Origin of the sequence: Myxococcus sp. CA033 (assembly GCF_013336625.1) — a bacterium.
In the GTDB taxonomy this organism is placed as follows: Bacteria; Myxococcota; Myxococcia; order Myxococcales; family Myxococcaceae; genus Myxococcus; species Myxococcus llanfairpwllgwyngyllgogerychwyrndrobwllllantysiliogogogochensis.
On the sequence record NZ_JABUMU010000022.1, the window covers coordinates 149,220 to 168,345 of the forward strand.

At 67.8% G+C, this 19,126-nt stretch carries 19 protein-coding genes; 2 read left to right on the forward strand and 17 right to left on the reverse strand.

Annotation, left to right across the window (positions count from 1 at the left end; genetic code table 11):
• Positions 1-8: 8 nt before the first annotated feature.
• The 6 genes from sufU to HUA78_RS35425 are packed head-to-tail and all read right to left on the reverse strand — an operon-like array spanning position 9 to position 5,763.
• Positions 9-470 carry a Fe-S cluster assembly sulfur transfer protein SufU gene (gene sufU / locus HUA78_RS35400; RefSeq protein ID WP_141644449.1) on the reverse strand — a complete coding sequence of 154 codons (462 nt, stop codon included), beginning with the start codon at positions 468-470 and terminating at the stop codon, positions 9-11.
• Entirely contained in the window at positions 467-1,690 is a 1,224-nt protein-coding gene (locus HUA78_RS35405) for a cysteine desulfurase (protein ID WP_174478185.1), read from the reverse strand. The genes sufU and HUA78_RS35405 overlap by 4 nt, the downstream gene beginning before the upstream one ends.
• Complete coding sequence (sufD, locus tag HUA78_RS35410) at positions 1,687-3,021, reverse strand: Fe-S cluster assembly protein SufD (RefSeq protein WP_141644451.1); 1,335 nt, start codon at positions 3,019-3,021, stop codon at positions 1,687-1,689. The genes HUA78_RS35405 and sufD overlap by 4 nt, the downstream gene beginning before the upstream one ends.
• A complete protein-coding gene (gene sufC / locus HUA78_RS35415) occupies positions 3,018-3,809 on the reverse strand; it encodes a Fe-S cluster assembly ATPase SufC (RefSeq protein WP_141644452.1) in 792 nt (263 codons plus the stop codon). Before sufC ends, sufD begins: the two co-directional genes overlap by 4 nt.
• Positions 3,810-3,811: 2 nt before the next feature.
• The gene (sufB, locus tag HUA78_RS35420; RefSeq protein ID WP_141644453.1) at positions 3,812-5,248 is read right to left on the reverse strand and encodes a Fe-S cluster assembly protein SufB; all 1,437 of its coding nucleotides are present in this window, start codon (positions 5,246-5,248) and stop codon (positions 3,812-3,814) included.
• Positions 5,245-5,763, reverse strand: coding sequence for an SUF system Fe-S cluster assembly regulator (locus HUA78_RS35425; protein WP_141644454.1), 519 nt, complete (start codon positions 5,761-5,763; stop codon positions 5,245-5,247). Before HUA78_RS35425 ends, sufB begins: the two co-directional genes overlap by 4 nt.
• Positions 5,764-5,946: 183 nt before the next feature.
• Between HUA78_RS35425 and HUA78_RS35430 the strand changes: the two genes are divergently transcribed.
• Complete coding sequence (locus HUA78_RS35430) at positions 5,947-7,188, forward strand: ABC transporter substrate-binding protein (RefSeq protein WP_174478186.1); 1,242 nt, start codon at positions 5,947-5,949, stop codon at positions 7,186-7,188.
• 21 nt (positions 7,189-7,209) lie between these two features.
• On the opposite strand, the gene HUA78_RS35435 is transcribed toward HUA78_RS35430, so the two are convergent.
• The 10 genes from HUA78_RS35435 to HUA78_RS35480 form a co-directional block, all read right to left on the reverse strand.
• On the reverse strand, positions 7,210-7,386 hold the full coding sequence (locus HUA78_RS35435) for a hypothetical protein (RefSeq protein WP_174478187.1): 177 nt from the start codon (positions 7,384-7,386) through the stop codon (positions 7,210-7,212).
• Positions 7,386-8,453 (reverse strand): hypothetical protein, encoded by a 1,068-nt coding sequence (locus tag HUA78_RS35440; RefSeq protein ID WP_174478188.1) that lies wholly within the window; start codon positions 8,451-8,453, stop codon positions 7,386-7,388. The genes HUA78_RS35435 and HUA78_RS35440 overlap by 1 nt, the downstream gene beginning before the upstream one ends.
• 5 nt (positions 8,454-8,458) lie before the next feature.
• On the reverse strand, positions 8,459-10,012 hold the full coding sequence (locus HUA78_RS35445) for a hypothetical protein (protein WP_174478189.1): 1,554 nt from the start codon (positions 10,010-10,012) through the stop codon (positions 8,459-8,461).
• Positions 9,988-10,791, reverse strand: a complete 804-nt coding sequence (locus HUA78_RS35450; RefSeq protein WP_174478190.1) for a TadE/TadG family type IV pilus assembly protein — start codon at positions 10,789-10,791, stop codon at positions 9,988-9,990. The genes HUA78_RS35445 and HUA78_RS35450 overlap by 25 nt, the downstream gene beginning before the upstream one ends.
• Before the next feature lie 462 nt (positions 10,792-11,253).
• On the reverse strand, positions 11,254-11,442 hold the full coding sequence (locus tag HUA78_RS35455) for a hypothetical protein (protein WP_141644460.1): 189 nt from the start codon (positions 11,440-11,442) through the stop codon (positions 11,254-11,256).
• Between the two features lie 20 nt (positions 11,443-11,462).
• A complete protein-coding gene (locus tag HUA78_RS35460) occupies positions 11,463-12,314 on the reverse strand; it encodes a hypothetical protein (protein ID WP_174466480.1) in 852 nt (283 codons plus the stop codon).
• Entirely contained in the window at positions 12,314-13,438 is a 1,125-nt protein-coding gene (locus HUA78_RS35465; protein WP_371745739.1) for a hypothetical protein, read from the reverse strand. The genes HUA78_RS35460 and HUA78_RS35465 overlap by 1 nt, the downstream gene beginning before the upstream one ends.
• The gene (locus tag HUA78_RS35470) at positions 13,435-15,003 is read right to left on the reverse strand and encodes a hypothetical protein (protein ID WP_174454629.1); all 1,569 of its coding nucleotides are present in this window, start codon (positions 15,001-15,003) and stop codon (positions 13,435-13,437) included. Before HUA78_RS35470 ends, HUA78_RS35465 begins: the two co-directional genes overlap by 4 nt.
• Positions 14,979-15,767, reverse strand: a complete 789-nt coding sequence (locus HUA78_RS35475) for a TadE/TadG family type IV pilus assembly protein (protein ID WP_141644462.1) — start codon at positions 15,765-15,767, stop codon at positions 14,979-14,981. Before HUA78_RS35475 ends, HUA78_RS35470 begins: the two co-directional genes overlap by 25 nt.
• 299 nt (positions 15,768-16,066) lie before the next feature.
• Positions 16,067-17,608, reverse strand: coding sequence for a DUF4388 domain-containing protein (locus HUA78_RS35480; protein WP_174478191.1), 1,542 nt, complete (start codon positions 17,606-17,608; stop codon positions 16,067-16,069).
• Between the two features lie 310 nt (positions 17,609-17,918).
• Between HUA78_RS35480 and HUA78_RS35485 the strand changes: the two genes are divergently transcribed.
• Positions 17,919-18,218, forward strand: a complete 300-nt coding sequence (locus HUA78_RS35485; protein WP_141644464.1) for a hypothetical protein — start codon at positions 17,919-17,921, stop codon at positions 18,216-18,218.
• A 72-nt stretch (positions 18,219-18,290) separates the two neighbouring features.
• On the opposite strand, the gene HUA78_RS35490 is transcribed toward HUA78_RS35485, so the two are convergent.
• Complete coding sequence (locus HUA78_RS35490) at positions 18,291-19,124, reverse strand: hypothetical protein (protein ID WP_174454627.1); 834 nt, start codon at positions 19,122-19,124, stop codon at positions 18,291-18,293.
• Positions 19,125-19,126 lie beyond the last annotated feature (2 nt).

A 19,126-nucleotide genomic window follows, 5' to 3' on the forward strand; every position in this document is an offset into this window, starting at 1 on the left:
CTCCTTCCCTACTCCGTGGAAACCGCTTCATCTCGCCCTTCCAGCGCCGCGCGCATCGTGTGCCACGCGAGGCTGGCGCACTTCACCCGGGCAGGGAACTCGCTCACGCCGGACAGCACCGCGAGCTTGCCCAGCGCCTCCACGTCCACCGACTCCGGCCCCTCCGTCACCAGCTTGTGCACCTTCTCGAAGAGGGCCTCCGCCTCCGCGCGCGTCTTGTCCTTCACCACCCCGGTCATCAGCGACGCGGAGGCGCGGGAAATCGCGCACCCCTGCCCCTGGAAGCCGATGTCGCGGATGACGTCTCCATCCACCTTCATCGTCACGGAGAGCTGGTCTCCGCACAGCGGGTTGTGCCCCGCCGCCTCGTGGTTGGCGCCCTCCACCACGCGGTAGTTGCGCGGCCGCTTGGAGTGCTCCAGCACCACCTCCTGGTAGAGGTCCTTCAAGTCGTCCGAGCCCGAGCTCATCGGAACACCTCCCTCACCTTGTGCAATCCACGCACGAGCGCGTCCACGTCCTCGCGCGTGTTGTAGAGCGCCAGGGACGCCCGCGCCGTCGCCGGCAGCTTGAAGTGCTGCATCACCGGCTGCGCGCAGTGGTGGCCCGTGCGGATGCAGATGCCCTCGCGGTCCAGAATCGTCCCCACGTCGTGCGGGTGGATGTCCTCCAGCGTGAAGGACAGCACGCCCGCCTTCTCGCGCGCGGTGCCCACCAGCCGCAGCCCCGGCACCGACTCCAGCGCCTGCGTGGCGTAGGCCATCAGCGCCCGGTCATGCTCGGCGATGGCGTCCAGCCCCAGCGCCTGCAGATAGCGGATGGCCGCCGCCAGCCCCACCGCGCCCTCCAGGTTCGGCGTCCCCGCCTCGAACCGGTGCGGCACGCGGTTGTACGTAATCTTCTCCATCGTCACGGAGAGAATCATGTCGCCGCCGCCCTGATACGGAGGCATCGGCTCCAGGCGCTCCAGGCGCCCGTACAGCACGCCGATGCCCGTGGGGCCGAACAGCTTGTGCCCGCTCAGCGCATAGAAGTCGCAGCCCAGGTCCTGCACATCCACCGGGAAGTGCGTGACCGACTGCGCCCCATCCACCAGCACGGGGATGCCCTTGGCGTGGGCCCGGCGCGTCAGCTCCTTCACCGGATTCACGGTGCCCAGCGCGTTGGACACGTGGGTCACCGCGAGGATGCGCGTCTTCTCCGTGAGCAGCGCGTCCACCGCGTCGAGCACGAGCTCGCCCCGGTCATCCACCGGAATCACCCGCAGCGTCGCCCCCGTCTGCTCGCAGAGCATCTTCCAGGGGACGATGTTCGCGTGGTGCTCCATCTGGGTGATGAGGATTTCATCCCCGGGCCCCACGTGCTTGCGGCCATACGTCTGCGCCACCAGGTTGATGGCCTCGGTGGTACCGCGCACGAAGATGATTTCCCGCGCGTCCCGAGCGTTGAGGAAGCCACGCACCGTCTCACGCGCGCCCTCGTAGGCCTCGGTGGCCCGCTCCGAGAGGACGTGGACCCCCCGGTGCACGTTGGCGTTGTCGTGCTGGTAGAAGCGGACGATGGCGTCGATGACGGCTTGCGGCTTCTGCGCCGTCGCCGCGCTGTCCAGGTACACCAGGGGCCGGCCCCGCACCTCCTGGTGAAGCAGGGGGAAGTCCTGACGGACGCGCCGCACGTCGAACGTGCTCATGCCGTCACCTCCGTCCGGGGTGCACCCGGAAGCTTCGGGGCGAGCAGCCCTTCCACGCTCGCGCGCACCGGCCCTTCCGGCACCGCATCCACCAACTCCCGAGCGAAGGCATACGTGAGCAACCGCTCCGCCTCCGCGCGGGGAATGCCTCGCGAGCGCAGATAGAACAGCGCCTGCGCGTCCAGCCGCCCCACCACGGCGCCGTGCGCGCACTTCACATCGTCCGCCAGGATTTCGAGCTGCGGCCGGGTGTCCGCCTGCGCGTGCTCCGACAGGAGCAGGTTGCGGTTCTGCTGCCGCGAGTCCGTGCGCTGCGCGTCCTGCCGCACCTTCACCAGTCCGTGGAAGGTGCCTCGCGCGCGGTCATCCAGCACGCCCTTGTACAGCTCGCGGCTGGTGCAGCGGGGCACTGCGTGGTCCAGCGCCGTCCGCTGGTCCAGGTGCTGCGTTCCGCGCCCCACGTACAGGCCATTGAGGGTGGCGTCGCCGCCCTCGCCCGCGAAGGTGACATGCACCTCGTTGCGAGCCAGCACGCCGCCAAAGGCGAAGGTGTGCGACACGAAGCGGCTGTCACGGCCCTGCCGCACGTGCAGACCTCCCACGTGCACCGCCGCGTCACCCTCCGCCTGGAGCCGGTAATGCTTCAAGCTGGCGTTGTCGCCGAGCGTCACCTCCGTCACCGCGTTGGTGAAGCCCTGGCCCGAGCCGCCGCCCGTCGCGCTGGCATACGTCTCCACCAGCGTCGCCTCGCTGCCCTCTCCCGCCACCACGAGGATGCGCGGACTGGCCAGCACCGGCGCATCACCCCGGGTCAGGAAGACGAGCTGCACGGGCACCTCGCTCAGCGCCCCCGGCGCCAGGCGCAGCACGGCCCCGTCCTCCAGCAACGCCGCGTTGAGCGCCGTGAAGGCATGCTCCGCCGCGAGCGCCCGCTGCCCCAGCTCCGCCTCCAGGAATGCCCCGTCCTCCACCAGTGCGTCGCGCAGCGGCTTCAGCGTCAGGCCCCGCGGCAGGCCCGCCACCGACGACAGCTCCGGCGACAGCCGACCATCCACGAACACCAGCCGGGGACCGGGCAGCGCGAGCCGCGCCACCACCGCCGCCAGCTCCGCCGTGCTCCCCGCAGTCGCGGAAGGCACGAAGGCCCCGTCCGCGATGGGCGCGAGGTTCGTGTACTTCCACGCCTCGTCACGCGTCGTGGGCAGACCCAGCCGCGCGAAGTGCGCGAGCCCCTCCTGCCGCACGCGCTGGAGCCACGCGGGCGTGGTCGCCGTGTCCCGCGCCTGGAAGCGCGAGGCCACGTCCACATAACGAGTCAGCCCCGGCGTCATCGCCGTGCCTCCCCGCCCTTCGTCGCGGCACCCTTGCCGTCCTGAAGCCCCAGCCAGCCGTAGCCCTTCTCCTCCAGCTCCAGCGCCAGCTCGCGTCCACCGGAGCGGATGATTCGCCCGCCCGCCATGACGTGGACCTTGTCCGGGACGATGTAGTCCAACAGCCGCTGGTAGTGCGTAATCACCACCATGGCGCGCTGGGGCGAGCGCAGCCCGTTCACCCCACCCGCCACCGTGCGCAGGGCGTCGATGTCCAGCCCTGAGTCCGTCTCGTCGAGGATGGCCAGACGCGGCTCCAGCACCGCCATCTGGAAGATTTCGTTGCGCTTCTTCTCGCCGCCGGAGAACCCCTCGTTCACCGAGCGGTTCATGAAGGCCGCGTCGAGCTGCACCAGCTTGGACTTCTCCTTGGCCATCTGGAGGAAGTCCATCGCGTCCAGTTCCTCCAGCCCCTTCACCCGGCGCTGCGCGTTGAGCGCGGTGCGAAGGAAGTGCAGATTGCCCACGCCCGGAATCTCCACCGGGTACTGGAAGGCGAGGAAGACACCTTCGGCGGCGCGCGCCTCGGGGGCCAGCTCCAACAACGGCTTGCCGTCGAGGAGGACCTCGCCCTTCGTCACTTCATAGGCATCCCGCCCCGCGAGCACGCTCGCCAGGGTGCTCTTCCCAGAGCCATTGGGCCCCATGATGGCGTGCACCTCTCCGGCGCCCACCTCCAGGTCGATGCCCTTGAGGATGTCCTTGTCGCCCACACGGGCGTGCAGATTCCGAACGGACAGCAAAGCCATACCTACCCCACGCTCCCTTCCAGACTCACTCCGAGCAGCTTCTGTGCTTCCACCGCGAACTCCATGGGGAGCTCCTTGAACACCTGCCGGCAGAAGCCATTCACAATCATCGACACCGCGTCCTCTTGAGAGATGCCGCGCTGCCGACAGTAGAAAAGCTGGTCCTCGCCAATCTTCGACGTGGACGCCTCATGCTCCACCTGCGCCGACGCGTTCTTCACCTCGATGTACGGCACCGTGTGGGCGCCACACTTGTCTCCGAGGAGCAACGAGTCGCATTGCGTGTAGTTGCGCGCGTTCTCCGCGCTCTTGAGCACCTTCACCAGCCCGCGGTACGTGTTCTGCCCGCGTCCCGCGGAGATGCCCTTGGACACGATGGTGCTGCGGGTGTTCTTCCCCAGGTGCACCATCTTCGTGCCCGTGTCCGCCTGCTGGAGGTTGTTGGTGAGCGCCACCGAGTAGAACTCGCCCACCGAGTCATCCCCCTTGAGGATGACGCTCGGGTACTTCCACGTAATCGCCGAGCCCGTCTCCACCTGCGTCCACGAAATCTTCGCGCGCTTGTGGGCGATGCCGCGCTTGGTGACGAAGTTGTAGATGCCGCCCTTGCCCTCCGCGTCACCCGGATACCAGTTCTGCACCGTGGAGTACTTGATGGTGGCCCCCTCGAGCGCCACCAACTCCACCACGGCCGCATGCAACTGGTTGGTGTCGCGCTGGGGCGCGGTGCAGCCCTCCAGGTAGCTCACGTACGAGCCCTCGTCGGCGACGATGAGGGTGCGCTCGAACTGGCCCGTCTCCGCGGCGTTGATGCGGAAGTACGTGGACAGCTCCATGGGGCAGCGAACGCCCTTGGGGATGTAGACGAACGAGCCGTCGCTGAACACGGCCGAGTTGAGCGCCGCGAAGAAGTTGTCCGAGTGCGGCACCACCGAGCCCAGGTACTTGCGGAGCAGCTCCGGGTGCTCGCGCACGGCTTCGGAGAACGAGCAGAAGATGACGCCCGCCTTGGCCAGCTTGTCCTTGAACGTCGTGGCCACGGACACCGAGTCGAACACGGCATCCACCGCGACGTTCTGCAGCCGCTGCTGCTCCACCAACGGGATGCCCAGCTTCTCGTAGGTGCGGAGAATCTCCGGGTCCACCTCGTCCAGGCTGTCCTTCTTCGGTTTGAACCGGGGCGCCGAGTAGTAGCTGATGGCCTGGTAGTCGATGGGCTTGTAGGTGACGGCCTGCCACGTGGGCTCGCGCAGCGTGAGCCAGTGGCGGTAGGACTTCAGGCGCCACTCGAGCAGGAAGGGGGGCTCGCCCTTCTTCTCCGACAGCGCGCGGATGACGTCCTCGTTCAGCCCCGGCGGGAAGGTGTCCGCCTCCACCGCGGAGACGAAGCCGGCCGCGTACGGGCGGCGCGTCAGTTCCTGGAGGGTGTCGGTGGTCATGAGCGAACTCCTGTCGTGGCGGAAGATGTCGAGGTGTTGGCGGCGGCTGCCGGGGCGGCCCGCGCGGGGATGCCCAGGCCGATGAGGCGCTCGGGCATGCGCGGCGCCGGGGCGATGAGGTCCGCCAGCGTCAGGCGCCCCAGGGCCTCCTGAATGGCCTGATTGATGAGCCGCCAGTGGCCCCGCACCTGGCATACGGCCTCCAGCTCACAGGGCGCGCCGCCGGTGGTGTGGACGCCACACTCCGTGAGCGAGACGGGGCCCTCCAACGAGGCCACCAGCTCCGCCAGGGAGAGCGACGCGGCGGGATGCGCCAGCCCGTAGCCACCGTTGGCACCCCGGTGCGACACCACGAGCCCCGCCTGCAGCAGGCCCTTGAGCACCTTGCTGGCCGAGGGCAATGGCACACGGGTGCGCGCCGCCAGCTCGCGAGTGGTGCGGGTGCCACCCTCCGCGCGAGCCAGCTCGGTCATCAGCACGATGCCGTAGTCGGTCATCTTGCTCATCCGGAGCATGCGGGACGCCTCTCCTCTCTGGGTCCATTCCCACGGGGCCTCATGGCCACCGGGCGCGTCATATGTAATCTGGACCGATTTAGTCCACATTGCATTTTGGGCCGCGTGCTCAAATGCGCCGGGTTGGAGGGCAAGGGGGAGAGGGCTAGGGTGGGAGTCCTGATTTCCGGAGGGAATCCGCTCATGCGTCCACTGCTGCTGCTCGCCACGCTGGCCCTGGCCCTGGCGGGCTGCGAGAAGAAGTCCGCCCCCACCGAGACTCCGCCCACCGGGCAGGCTGGCGACACGCAGGCCGCTGGCACCCAGGCAGGCACACCCGCGCAAGCGCCCGCGGCTTCGGACGCACAGGCCGTGGCTCCTGACTCGAAGGGGGCCATCCTCATCGGCGAGGTGGGCAGCCTGACGGGCAGCGAGGCGACGTTCGGCGTCTCCGCGCGCAACGGCATCGAGCTGGCCCTCAACGAGGCGAACGCCGCGGGCGGGGTGCGGGGCCGTCCGCTGGCGGTGCGCGTGTACGACAGCCAGGGGCGTCCGGAGGAAGGGGCGCAGGCGGCGACGCGGCTCATCACCCAAGACAGGGTGGTGGCGATTCTGGGCGAGGCGGCCTCCTCCGTCTCCATGGCGATGGCGGAGAAGGCGCAGGTGGGCAAGGTGCCGATGATTACGCCCACCTCGACGAGCGCCGAGGTGACGAAGAAGGGCGACTACATCTTCCGCGTCTGCTTCATCGACGAGTTCCAGGGCCTGGTGATGGCGAAGTTCGCACGGGAGAACCTGAAGCTGTCGAAGGTCGCGGTGCTGACGGACAACAAGAGCGCCTTCTCGATAGGACTGGCGGAAGTCTTCACGGCGAAGTTCCAGGAGTTCGGCGGGACGATTGTCGGCAACGAGAGCTACTCGAAGGGCGACACGGACTTCCGCGCGCAGCTGACGGCGCTCAAGCAGGTGAAGCCGGAGGCGGTGTTCGTGCCGGGGTACTACACCGACGTGGGCATCATCGCGCGGCAGGCGCGCGAGGTGGGGCTGAAGGTGCCGCTGCTCGGCGGTGACGGCTGGGACTCCGACAAGCTGTTCGAGCTGGGTGGGTCCGCGCTGGAGGGCAGCTACTTCTCCAACCACTACTCGCCGGGCAACCCGGACCCGGTGTTGCAGTCGTTCCTCGCGCGGTACAAGGAGAAGTACGGCAGCGTGCCGGACAGCGTGGCGGCGCTGTCGTACGACGCGGCGCGGGTGCTGGTGGAGGCGCTCAAGCGCGCCCCGGACACGAGCGGCCCGGCGCTGCGCGACGCGATTGCCGCGACGAAGGACTTCCCGGGCGTGGCGGGGCGAATCACCCTGGATGCGAACCGGGACGCGGTGAAGGAAGCCGTCGTCCTGAAGGTCGCCGGCGGCAAGGCGGAGTTCGTCACCACGGTGAAGCCGTAGTGACGCCCCGGTCCCCCGTCCTCAAGGGATGGGGGACTGGATGACGTAGTAGACGGAGCTGAAGTACCGCTGGAGCGCGTTGAGCAGTTGCACCAGGAACGGCCAGCCCATCACCGTGAAGCCCATCAGCGCGGCCGTGACGGTGGCGTACTCCACCATCGACTGGCCGCGCGGCTTGCGACGCGACAACGACGCCATCAGCACTCCCCCGGCTTCTTGCAGCCCATGTAGTAGTCGCCGCGCTTGTCGTGCGTCTTCTGGTTGTTGTCGGAGTCCCAGTCGCGCCACTCGTTGTTGAAGTAGGTGCCACTGCCCTGGCCCTGATTGATTCGCTGGGTCGGCGCGCCACCGTTCTGGGGCCGGATGGACATGCTGACCCGGGTCGGGTCATCACCGGGCTTCGAGAGGCTGAGTTCCAGCGTGGGAGAGAACAGCTTGTTGCTGATGCCCTGCGTGACGAGCGCCTGGGCAGCGGTCTGCATCTGGGTGTAACCCGCGTTCTCGCCGTTCGTGTACACCTGCGCCACGCGTGCGTAGAGGTCGCCTGCCTTCTTCTGCGAGTCGCCGGGCTGGAAGCTCTGGCTCTCGGTGAGGGCCCACGTGTCCGTCACCAGCGCGATGTACTCCCAGGGGAGCAGGTAGGTGTCCTGCTCCACGTCACGCTTCTTCTTGGCGTTCCCGTGGACGTCCTTGGCGCCCTTGTCCTTCGGCTCCTTGGCCAGGTCGACGTCGCTGAACTCCGAGAAGAGCGTCTTGGGGAGCAGGTAGTTCTGCACGCCGCTTCGCGCCGAGCATCGGATGAGCCCGCCCCGGTTGAACTGGCTCATGTACGACCCGTGCAGCGTGACGCCGTAGCTGCCCACCGCCTGCTGATTCAGCGTGCACTCCACCTGCTGGGCGCCTGGGTGCAGCCAGCACGCGTGGGCCACCAGTTCCTGGTGGTGGCTCACGTCGTCCTTGCACTCGATTCCCTTGTCGGGTCCGTAGCTGTCGAGGCCCGACTCGTGGTCGCAGTACATCTGCCGGGCCAGGCCCTGCGTCTGGGAGAAACCCGCGAAGGACTCTCCCCCCTTGGGCTCCGCCGCGTAGTCCGACACCGCATAATCCCAGACGGTGGAGAGCGCGGTCTCCTGCGCGTCCAGCACGTGGCGCAAGAGGTCGTCCAGGAAGATGGCGTACATGAACACGGGGATGATGACGAGCATGCACAGGGCCGTCTCCACCGCGGCGGCGCCCCGAGCGATTCGCGTCCCAGCTCTCTTCATGGGCCTCACAGCGACACCTCCGGTGCCTCGGCGATGGTGGCCGCGTCGCTGTTGCCCGCGTCCTCCAGCACCTTCTTGGCCTCCTGCGGGGTGAAGGGATGCAGCTTCACGCGCCAGTAGGGGGCGAAGAGGTTGGGAGGCTCCGACCAGCCGCCCTGCTTGAAGCGGTGGTAGTAGACCAGGGACTTGGACAGGCTCATGCCCTCGCCAGCGGCCAACGTCAGGTCACCCGAGCCCTGGGCGCCGTGCTCGAACTTCACGCGCCGGGAGTTGTTGAGCTCCCACGGGGCCTTCTTCGGGTCACCGACGTTCAGCTTCATCGTGTAATAGCTGTAGACGCGCGGCTGGCCCCAGTCCCGTCCCTGATCCGGGTTGGCGCGGTACTTCATGAAGCAGTTGCCCGAGCCCGCGCACGCCATGAGCGCCCGCACGTTGGTGCCCTCGAAGCGATGCTGGCCCCGGTGCGCCCCACCGACGGAGTGACCACCGCCTCCTGAGTCACTCCAGATGGAGGCGTCATAGGGCCACGGCACCGGAGTCGCGTCGTACCAGGTGACCTGGGTGAAGAGCCCTGACTCGGCGGCGGCCACGGTGGAGCCCTGGTTGCCCGAACTCTGACCGCCTCCGTAGACCTTGTTCTTACTCTGCACCGTCTTGGAAGAGCCCTTGTGGAGGGTCAGCGTGTTCGCCCCCGTGCCGGGAATATCCAGGACCTCCTTCACGAACTCAGGATGAAGATGTGTCGGAAGCCCCCCCATGATGTTCCGGTTCGCGGGCCATCCCGAACGGCTCGCATTGCCAATCTCCGTCACGACGCGCGCACGGGCCTCGGGCGAGGAGTTCGGCACGCTGCCCTGGCATTGCATCCCATCCACGGCGCAATTGAACTCGTTGGCGTTGAGGGCCCCCACCGCGGAAGACAGGTCGCTCACGTTGGGAGCGGTGTCGGTCTTGAGCCGGGACAGGCCATGGCTGGAGCCGTCCTTCACCGCCTGCACGGTCTTCTCATGGACCGAGCGCTGCGAGGTGTGGATGTTGTCCACCATGAGGTCCAGTCCCGTCATGGCGGTCCTGAAGTTCCCCTCCAGCCCCCGGACGCTCCGGTCGTACATATCGCCCTGCTTCCTGAACTTCGCCAGGACCTTCCCCGCCTCCACCGCGTGCTGGCAGCAAGGGCTCGTCCCCTTACTGGCGATGCACTTGGCGGTCTCCTGCGCGAGAATCGGTATGAAGGTCTTTTGCCCTGCCCGCATGATTTCGCCGGTGATGCTCGCGGTGGCCATGTACGCGTGAAGGCTGTTCATCGCCACGTAGGAGCCAGCGATGGCCCGGTTGGTCACCGCGTAATAGTTGAGTGCCCGCGCCTCCAACACGCCCATGGAGAACGACATGGCATCGCCATGTTGCTGCAGGCTCATCTTCTGGCGCAGCGCGTGGCTCAGGTTGAAGCTCAGCGTCACCATCAGCGCGAGCACCAGGAACGACAGCGAGCCCAGGACAATGGCCTGTCCGCGCTGGGAGCGGCGACGCCGGCTCAGTAGGAGAACGGGAAGAGGCATACGTTGCTCCCTGGAAGGTCGCTGGTGTTGAGGTAGAGATTCGACTGCATCCGCATCGTGTACGTGGCGCGGATGGGCGCGATGTAGATGCCCTTGGAGGCGGCGCTGTCGTAGGGGCTCTCGCCCTTGCCGGCGCTCCCGAACCTGCGCCCGGCGGCCTTGCTCTTCTCCGCCGCCTTCACCTCACCCATGCGCACCACCATGGGCATGTCGCGGGCGCGCGCGGCGTTGTAGATGACCCAATCCGCGAACGGGATGACGAGCCGGTAGTTGAACGTCACCTGCACACGCAGCTTGGTGCGGTGGCTCTGCTTCCAGTCGTCGGAGGTCGCGTTGTCCGGGTCGTCGAAGTCCAGCTCACCACCGCCGCCGCCCACGTCCGCCTTCGTCGGCCCGCAGATGGTGACCTCGGCGTACTTCAAGTCCGTGTCCGCCATCTCGTTGCTCTTCAGCTCGCTCCACTTCGTCGTGAAGTCCTGCCCGCTGTTCACCGGGCGGACATATTCGATGCCGTCCGGCCCCGAGGAGCGCTTGGCCAGCATCGGCAGGAGCACGGCGACCGCCGCCCGCTCCATCTCCTTCACGCTCGCGTTGTGGATGGAGCCGGCCCGCACCGCTTTATAGGCGGCGTACTTCGTCAGGAGCCGCGCCTGGTGCATCAACCCCAACTGCAGGATGCCCAGGATGAGAAAGACGAAGAGCGGCAGGACAATCGCGGACTCCACCGCAGCCTGTCCAGACTGTGCCCTTGCAAGGCGAAAGCAGAGGCGACATCGCATACACCAATCACTACCACACCCACAGCGCCCCCCTCAAAATCCCTGGGAATCAAAACCTCCACTCAAAACCCGCAATGTTGCCCCCTGCACATGAATGACAATCATTCCCCACGAGGCGTTGCCTTCGTCACAATCGCGTCACCTCGGCCGCTTGCCCTCACATGCACCGGACAAATACAGCCATGCTCCATGGTGGGAACCCACGACACGGAGATATGACAAACACCCGACATTGCTGGGAGGCATGAGAGGCCATGCACTGCCTGCTGGCCCGTGGGGCAGCCAGGCCTCCCTCGCACGCTTGAGCAGATGTTTCGGGGGAAACACGTAGGTGGCGCGGTTCCGGTGCGCTCACGTACGGGAAAGCCCGCGCGGCCTCACTCACGGCATCCGCGAGTCACGACTCCGTCCTGGCCTCGATGCCACGGGCCCCGCCCCCATGCCGGGGGCGACTCCATGCCCCTACGGGATGGGCGACTGGATGACGTAGTAGATGGAACCGAAGTACCGCTGCAGCGCGTTCAGCAACTGCACCAGGAACGGCCAGCCCATCACGGTAAAGCCCATCAGCGCCGCGGTGACCACGGCGTACTCCACCATCGACTGACCGCGCGCCCGAACAAGCCCCAGCCTCCGGGGTGACTTCGCCATCGCTGTATCCTTCCTGTCGTTCACGGAGCGGCACCTCGCTGGAGCAGCGAGACCTGAAGCTCCACCCCTGGCGCCTCCGCGCGCGTGCGCAAGGTGGCCCGCCCCAGGGTGGTGCCCTTCATCAATTCGAACGCGATGCCGTTCGCGTCCACCGGCTCCACGGCCCCCACGTCCCAGCCCTGCTGCGTGAGCAGGCTCCGGTACCGCTCACCCACCGAGGTCGGAGAGCCCTCCGGCAGCTGGCCGGAGACGACGTGGTGCGAGGCCCCCTCCATGGAGAAGGAGAGTGTGACGGGTTGACCCAGCTCGGGCGGCAGCGGAATCCAGGGCGGCACCCGCGAGGCCCGCTTCAACAGCGGCGCCACCTGCCCCGCCGACACGAAGCCCAGCGTCTCTCCTCCCTGCGCCAGCACGGAGACGAGCCGCATCTCCTCCGTCGCCGGACTCCAGTACCCCACCCAGCCCCCGTGCTCGCCATGGCGCTCGCCGAGCACCGGCAGCCCATTGTCCAGCAGCACCTGCCGGTAGTGGGAGAGGACCTGCTCCGGCGTGTCCTTCGTGGAGAACCACGCCACGGCGATGGGCACGTCCGGGCCCAGGTAGTCCACCGCGAGCAGCTCCGCGCGGCTCGCCCGGGGATACGCGGGGAAGTGCACCAGCGCGCGCTTCAGCGCGGCCTCCTCCTCGGGCGAGCGCCCCGCGGGCTTCGCGGGGGGCGCATCATCGAGCGAGGGCGGAGGAGCCCACTCCTCCGTCGCGTCGCGCCGCCCGTAGACGGCGCCCTCCCAGGCAAAGCCAATCAACGAGCCCACCACGGCCACGGAGAACAGCAGCGCCGGCACGCGGATGACCAGGCTCGAGGCACGCGACATCAGCAGCTCTCCGCCTGGGCACAGCCCAGGTAGTTGTTCCCCCGGGCGTCGTGCGTGGCCTCGTTGTTGTCCTTGTCCCAGTCCTTCCACTCGCTGTTGAAGTAGCTGGCGCTTCCGCCGTTCTGATCCAGGGTCTGCACCGGCCCGCCGCTCGACGGGAAGGGCTTGATGGAGAGGCTGGGCTCGCGCGGGTCATCCCCGGGGGGCATGGAGTCCAGGCGAATCGCGCTGTTGAGCACTTCCTGCGTGGCCTGGCTGACGAGCGCCTCGGCGGCCGAGGACATCTGGGTGTACCCCGCGTTGTCCTGGTTCTTGTAGACCTGCGCCAGCCGCACGTAGAGGTTGTCCTCTTCGCCGTTCGTCGTCCCCGGCCCCTGGTTCGCGGCCTTCGTGAGCGCCCACGTATCGGTGACGATGGCGATGCGCTCCCAGGGCAGCAGGTAGACGTCGCCCTCGAGCCCGCGCGGGTCATCCTGCAAGTCGCCCCCCGTCGCGTTGCCGTGGATGCCATCGGAGCGCTTCTTCGTCTGCCGCGCGAGCCCCACCTGACTGAAGTCCTGCAGGAAGGACTTGGGCAGCAGGTAGTTCTGCACGCCCAGGCGCGCCGAGCAGCGGATGACGCCGCCCTTGCCAAACTGGTCCATGTACGACTGGTGCAGGTCCACGTTGTACGCGCCCGCGGGGCCGCCGCCACCGCCGCCATTGGGGTCGGCCTGGTTCAGCGTGCACTGCACCTGCTGCGCTCCCGGGTTGAGCCAGCACGCATGCGCGGACACCTCCGCGTGGTGGCCCTCGTCGTTCTCACACTCGGGCCCCTTGCCAGGGCCGAAGCTGTCGAGGCCCGACTCGTGGTCGCAGTACATGAGCCGCGCGAAGTACTGCGCGCCGGTGAAGCCATTGAAGGGCTCCGGGCCGGACTCGGGCGGGTCCTTGGGCGGGGTCGGATAGTCCTGCACGGCGTAATCCCAGACAGTGGACAGCGCCGTCTCCTGCGAATCCAGCGTGTGCCTCAGTAGGTCGTCCAGGAAGAGCGCGTACATGAAGACGGGGATGATGACCAACATGCACAGCGCCGTCTCCACGGCGGCGGCGCCCCTGGCCGCGCGATGTCTGGAAGTCCTCACAGCGCAACCCCTTCCACCTGCGACATCTGGGCGGCTTCCGAGTTGCCCGCGGCCTCCAGCACCTGCTGCGCATCTCCCTTGGTGTAGGGGTGCAGCTTGGCGCGCCAGTAGGGCGCGAAGAGGTTGGGGGCCTCCTTCCAACCGTCGTCGCCGAAGCGGTGGTAGTAGACGAGCGACTTGGACATGGCCATGCCCTCGGTCGCCGCGACGGTGAGGTTTCCATCGCCTTGCTGGCCATGGGTGAGCTTCACCTGCGCCGAGGAGTTGAGCTCCCAGGGCGCGCGCTTCGTGTCGCCCACGCGGAAGCGCATGGACAGGTAGCTGTAGACGCGCGGCTGGCCCCAGTCCCGGTCCGGGTCCGGGTTGGCGCGGAACTTCATGAAGCAGTTTCCAGAGCCCGCGCAGCCGGTGAGCGCCCGGACGTTGACGCCCTCGAACCGATGCTGGCCCGAGTGTGCGCCATCACCCTTGTGGTCGCCGCCGCTGTCGTCGCTCCAGATTTCCGACTTGAAGGAACTGAACCCGAAGCCGTGCTTCCATTGGTGGGTGATGTTGCCCTCATCCTGCGCCGCCACCATGGAGCCCTCGTTGCCCCCCTCCTGGCCGCCCTGGGTGAGCTGTCCATTGTCCTTCACCGTCTTGGCCGTCCCCCGGGTGCCGTTGATCATCTTCTGGGCTTCGTTGTTCGGGATGTCGTCCATCTCCTGGAAGAACTGGGCGTTGAGGTACTTGGGCTTGTTCATCGGGGAGCCCATTCCCGGGCTCGTCCGGGTCGCGGGCCATCCGGAGCGGGTCGCGTTGGCGATCTCCGTCATCACCCGCGCGCGGGCCTCCGGTGAGGAGTTGCTCTCGCTGCCCTGGCACTCCATCCCATCCACGGCGCAGTTGAACTCGTTGGCGTTGATGGAACCCACCGCCGACACGAGCTCGCTCGCGTTGGGCGCGGTGTAGCTCTTGAGCTGGGACAGGCCGTGGCTCCTGCCATCCTTCACCGCCTGAAGGGTCTTGTCGTGGACCGAGCGCTGGGCGGTGTGGATGTTGTCCACCATCAGGTCCAGCCCCTCCATGGCCGTGTTGAAGTTGGACTCGAAGTCCTTGACCTTGTCGTCGTAGTCGTCGCCGGCGTCACTGAAGTCGTTGGCGATCTGGATCGCCTCCGCGATGTGCTCGCAGTGGTCGCACATGAACTCGCACGCGACACACAGACCGAACTCGATGAGGGCGATCTGCATGAAGTTGTTGGACGAGGCCCGCATCATCTCGCCGGTGAGGCTGGCGGCGGACATGTATGCGTGCAGGCTGTTCATCGCCACGTAGGAGGTGGCGATGGCCCGGTTGCTGACCGCGTAGTAGTTGAGCGCGCGCGCCTCCAGCACCGCCATGGAGAACGACAGGGTGTCGCTGTGCTGCTGCAGGCTCATCTTCTGGCGCAGCGCGTGGCTCAGGTTGAAGCTCAGCGTCACCATCAGCGCGAGCACCAGGAACGACAGCGAGCCCAGGACGATGGCCTGCCCCCGCTGGATGCGACGGCGCGACCGGCTCAGTAGGAGAACGGGAAGATGCATGCGTTGCTCGCTGGCAGGGCGTTGGTGTTGAGATAGAGATTGGACTGCATCCGCATGGTGTACGTGGCGCGGATGGGCATGATGTAGATGCCCTGGCCGGCGGCGCTCTCGTAGGGGCTCTCACCCGTGGCGGCGCCTCCGAAGCGGCGGGTGGAGACCTTGGCCTGCTCCGCCGCCTTCACCTTCCCCATGCGCATCAGCATCGGCATCTCGCGGCCGCGCGCGGCCTGGTAGATGACCCAGTCCGCGAAGGGAATCAGCAGCCGGTAGTTGAGCGTGAGCTGGATGCGCAGCTTGGTGCGGTGGTTCTGCCGCCAGTTGGCCGGGCTGGTGTTCTTGGGGTCGTCGAAGTCGAACTCCGCTCCCCCGGAGACCTCTTCCTGCGTCGGGCCGCAGACGGTGACCTCCGCGTACTTCAGATCCACGCCGGGCATCTCGTTGCTCTTCAGCTCGTTGAACTTGGTCTCGAACTCCTGCGCGCTGCCCACCGGGCGGGTGTACTCGATGCCACCCGCGCCACCAGCCCGGCTGCTGAGGATGGGCAGCAGCACCCCGAGCGCGGCGGCCTCCATGGTCTTCACGTTGGCGTTGTGGAGGGAGCCGGCTCGCACCGCCTTGTAGGCGGCGTACTTCGTCAGGAGCCGGGCCTGGTGCATCAGCCCGAGCTGGAGCGTGCCCAGGATGAGGAACACGAAGAGCGGCAGGACGATGGCGGACTCCACCGCGGCCTGGCCTGATTGGGTCGCTGTGGTGAGGGAGCGCATCCAGCCTCGCGAAAGGGCGCTGGGGTACCGCACGCCCCGAGCACCACGAAGTTACACTGACAATCTGATCTCGCGATTCACGACCCTAATGTTGCCGGCGCGGAGACGAAAACTTCGCGGGCCGTCATCGCAGGCTCGAAGCATCCCTCTCCCTGGGAAAAAAGCCGCGCCAGAAGACTCCCGGCGGCCACATGACCGATGGGTCGCGCCAAAACTCTCAACGGTTGCAAAAGCAAGTGACGCGGATGGCCATGGGCGCGCCCGCATGGCGGGCGGATGAGCGAGTCCCGTGCCCGGGTTCAGCGCCGTCGGGCGATCTCCTGGATGAGCTCCACGTAGCGGCGGTTCTTGGGGTTGAGCTTGAACGCCTTGCGGAAGGAGTCCTCCGCCAGGGCCCACTGCCCCTCGCCCTGGGCCACCTCACCCAGGAACCCCCAGCCGTCCTCCAGCCCGGGTTCCTGGCGCACGACTTCCTGGAGTTCCTGGAGTGCCAGGCGGCCGTGGGCCTCCGGCTTCATGAGGTAGCGAGCCCAGGCGCGCCAGGCGTGATGCAGCGGCTTGGGTTCGATGTCGCAGGCGTATTCGAAGTACTCGAACGCGCCCGCGTAGTGCTTCGCGGCGAGCCGGCGTCGGGCTTCGTCAAACTGGGTGGTCGCATCCAGCAGGTCGGTGCGGATGCGGAACTGTTCGGCGGTGCTGGGGCGGCCCGTGGTGGCGCGATCCTTCTCGCGGTGCGCCGCGCGGCGCTTGCGCCACAAGAGGTTCTGCTCCGCGTCCGACAGCACGCCGTACGCCTTCGCGGAGGCCGCCAGCAGGGCCTCCGCCTTCTCCTTCAGCTCCGGCGTCTGGAAGCGCAGGGGCGAGTACCGCTCCGCCCACGCGAGGAAGGCGCGGCGCAGGGGCAGGGGCTGCACGTCCTCGGGGACCTCCAGCAGGGCGAACGGGTCCTTGCTCCGGTGCGCGAGGAAGGCCGTCACCAGGGCGTCTCTGGCGGCCACGTCCTCGTCGGAGAACGGCGTGCCCCGCGCGGCGACGGGCTCCGGGGCGACGGGCTCCGGGGGTTGCGCCACGGGCACCGGCGCGGCGCGCGCGGACAGCTCCGCCGCCTTCGCGTCCGCGTCCTCCACGAAGCCCGCCACGCCCAGCAGGCACAGCGCGTAGAGCCGCCGCAGCACCGTCTCCGTGTCGAAGCCCGTGCGCTCCTGGAGTTCGTTGAACGTGGGCCGCTGCCGGAGCTGCTGCAACAGCCGCGCGTCCTTGGACGACAGCTTGGGCCCGGACTCCACGCCGGGCATCTGCCCGAATCTCCGCTCGTCCGTGAAGGTGAAGTGGGTGGCCACCGCGTCGAAGGGCATCACCCCTTCCACGCCGGTCAGGATGAGCTGCGCGGGGTTGGTCCGCACGCTCGCGTCCGGCGTCTCCGCGTCCGCGATGAGGCGGTACTTCGCGTCCACCCACCGGAAGCAATCCAGGAGCTTGTGGGCCAGGTTCGCCTGGAGCTGCTTGTACAAGTCAAAGGGGCTGATGAGCCCCTTCTGCACCAGGAGCCCGCCCATCTGCATGCCCGTGGAAACGCTCTCCGCCAGCGACTTCTGGTAGTCCGCCTCCGTCAGCCGGCCCTTCTCCACCAGGTACTTGCCCAGCGTCTCGTGCAGCAGGTTGGACTGGCACGCCACCGGCGAGCCGTCCTCGAAGAGGATGCGCTTCTCGCGCTGCCGCACCTTCAGCTCCAGCGTGCAGGTGCGCTCCTCCACCATCAGCGCATGCACCAGCAGGGGGAACGGCGTGTCGGCGAGCAAGCCCTCGCGCTGGCGGAGCACCTGCGACGGGGTGGGAAACATGGAGCGGTGCCTCGGCTGTGGACGCGAGAAGGGCTGGCCCCGGAAGCCTACGCTCCCCCTCGCTCCCGCTGTCCAGTGACTCCAGACATGTTCCAGGGAGTCGTACTTTCACGGAGAGATTCGAACAGCGAGCGAAGGCGGATTCACTCAGGGTGCGAAGCCTCACATGCAACCGTTGACGGCTCGCACGGCCAGGTGCGCCCGGGGCACCACGGTGACGCGGGGCGACGGCCCCTTGTGTCACTCGAACACGGCGTGGGCACCGCCCGGAGGGGCCTAGGATGGGGCTCCACACCCCTGGAGGACCCCCATGAAGTCACTCTCACGCAGCATCGCTGTCACGCTGCTCTGTCTCACCGCCGCCTGTGGCGGCTCGGTGGAGGACCCCGGTCAGGAGCTGGGCACGACGGAGCAGCACAGCCGGCCGTGCACGCACGAATCTCAATGTCCCAGCACCCAGACCTGCGTCGTGGGCACCTGCGTTCCAACGTGTGACCTCGCCGCGCCCACCGTGGTCTGCGGCAGCGTGCAGTGCTGCCCCGGGTACCTGGCGCCCAACGGCAACCAGAGCAAGCCGTACTGCAACTTCGCTTGCTACGACGGGCCCTGAACCCGGGCCCTCGCTTCACGAGCCGCGCGCCCGGGTCTGTCATTGCAACGCGGGCCCGCGCCGACCTCCAGGCTAGTCCACGTCCTCTTCCAGGCCGGTGGCCGAGGGCATCTCGCCGGAGTACCGGTCGCCGTAATACCCGTGGCGGCCGTGCGCGCGCGGGGCGAACAGGCCCAGCTGGTTCGCCACCGCCGCGCCCGTCCCCAGCACCAACGCCAGCAGCACCGCGTAGGTGAGAGGCCGGCTGGGGCGCGACAGCCACGCCCACCGGCGCTCGCGGCGACGCTGGAAGCCCGGCGCCGCCACATACTCGCCCCACGCCAGCTCTCGCATCCGCGCCGCGTCCGCCGCGCGCCCGTCCTTCGCCAGCGCGCGCGCCAGCAGATAGCGCCCCTCCACCGAGCCCAGCCGCACCGCGCAGAAGCGCTCCAGGGCTTCAATCGCGCCCTTCACCTCGCCGCGCTTCAGCCGGAAGCGGCCTCGCTCCAGGTCGATGGCGCCCTGCCGATAGCCCGCGTCCAGCTTCGCCGCTTCGTCCAACAGCAGCTCACCGCGGCGCGCGTCTCCGGAGCCCAGGTACGCCACGCCGAGGAGGTACAGGGTGTCCACGTCCTCGTCGCCCGCCTCCAGGTTGGGCTTGAGGATGTCCACGGCTTCGTCGTACCGCTTCTGCTCGACGCGGATGTCCGCCAGCTCGTGCCGCGCGCGCCGCTCGTGAGGATTGGTGAGGATGGTCCCCGCCAGCTCGCCCGCGCGCTGGAAGCGCTTGAACATGCGCACCGGGCTGGGCAAGAGCCGCCACGTGAAGCGGTCCGCCACGAAGATGAAGACGATGACCAGGCCCAGCGACAGCAACGGGCTGCCGGTCAGCAGGGTCAGGAACATCCACAACATCCACTTGCTCATAA

What these genes read in the sequence shown, in the direction of transcription:
- sufU (WP_141644449.1), bottom strand. Translation starts at nt 470, where the DNA reads ATGAGCTCGGGCTCGGACGACTTGAAGGACCTCTACCAGGAGGTGGTG.
- HUA78_RS35405 (WP_174478185.1), bottom strand. Translation starts at nt 1,690, where the DNA reads ATGAGCACGTTCGACGTGCGGCGCGTCCGTCAGGACTTCCCCCTGCTT.
- sufD (WP_141644451.1), bottom strand. Translation starts at nt 3,021, where the DNA reads ATGACGCCGGGGCTGACTCGTTATGTGGACGTGGCCTCGCGCTTCCAG.
- sufC (WP_141644452.1), bottom strand. Translation starts at nt 3,809, where the DNA reads ATGGCTTTGCTGTCCGTTCGGAATCTGCACGCCCGTGTGGGCGACAAG.
- sufB (WP_141644453.1), bottom strand. Translation starts at nt 5,248, where the DNA reads ATGACCACCGACACCCTCCAGGAACTGACGCGCCGCCCGTACGCGGCC.
- HUA78_RS35425 (WP_141644454.1), bottom strand. Translation starts at nt 5,763, where the DNA reads ATGCTCCGGATGAGCAAGATGACCGACTACGGCATCGTGCTGATGACC.
- HUA78_RS35430 (WP_174478186.1), top strand. Translation starts at nt 5,947, where the DNA reads ATGCGTCCACTGCTGCTGCTCGCCACGCTGGCCCTGGCCCTGGCGGGC.
- HUA78_RS35435 (WP_174478187.1), bottom strand. Translation starts at nt 7,386, where the DNA reads ATGGCGTCGTTGTCGCGTCGCAAGCCGCGCGGCCAGTCGATGGTGGAG.
- HUA78_RS35440 (WP_174478188.1), bottom strand. Translation starts at nt 8,453, where the DNA reads ATGAAGAGAGCTGGGACGCGAATCGCTCGGGGCGCCGCCGCGGTGGAG.
- HUA78_RS35445 (WP_174478189.1), bottom strand. Translation starts at nt 10,012, where the DNA reads ATGCCTCTTCCCGTTCTCCTACTGAGCCGGCGTCGCCGCTCCCAGCGC.
- HUA78_RS35450 (WP_174478190.1), bottom strand. Translation starts at nt 10,791, where the DNA reads ATGCGATGTCGCCTCTGCTTTCGCCTTGCAAGGGCACAGTCTGGACAG.
- HUA78_RS35455 (WP_141644460.1), bottom strand. Translation starts at nt 11,442, where the DNA reads ATGGCGAAGTCACCCCGGAGGCTGGGGCTTGTTCGGGCGCGCGGTCAG.
- HUA78_RS35460 (WP_174466480.1), bottom strand. Translation starts at nt 12,314, where the DNA reads ATGTCGCGTGCCTCGAGCCTGGTCATCCGCGTGCCGGCGCTGCTGTTC.
- HUA78_RS35470 (WP_174454629.1), bottom strand. Translation starts at nt 15,003, where the DNA reads ATGCATCTTCCCGTTCTCCTACTGAGCCGGTCGCGCCGTCGCATCCAG.
- HUA78_RS35475 (WP_141644462.1), bottom strand. Translation starts at nt 15,767, where the DNA reads ATGCGCTCCCTCACCACAGCGACCCAATCAGGCCAGGCCGCGGTGGAG.
- HUA78_RS35480 (WP_174478191.1), bottom strand. Translation starts at nt 17,608, where the DNA reads ATGTTTCCCACCCCGTCGCAGGTGCTCCGCCAGCGCGAGGGCTTGCTC.
- HUA78_RS35485 (WP_141644464.1), top strand. Translation starts at nt 17,919, where the DNA reads ATGAAGTCACTCTCACGCAGCATCGCTGTCACGCTGCTCTGTCTCACC.
- HUA78_RS35490 (WP_174454627.1), bottom strand. Translation starts at nt 19,124, where the DNA reads ATGAGCAAGTGGATGTTGTGGATGTTCCTGACCCTGCTGACCGGCAGC.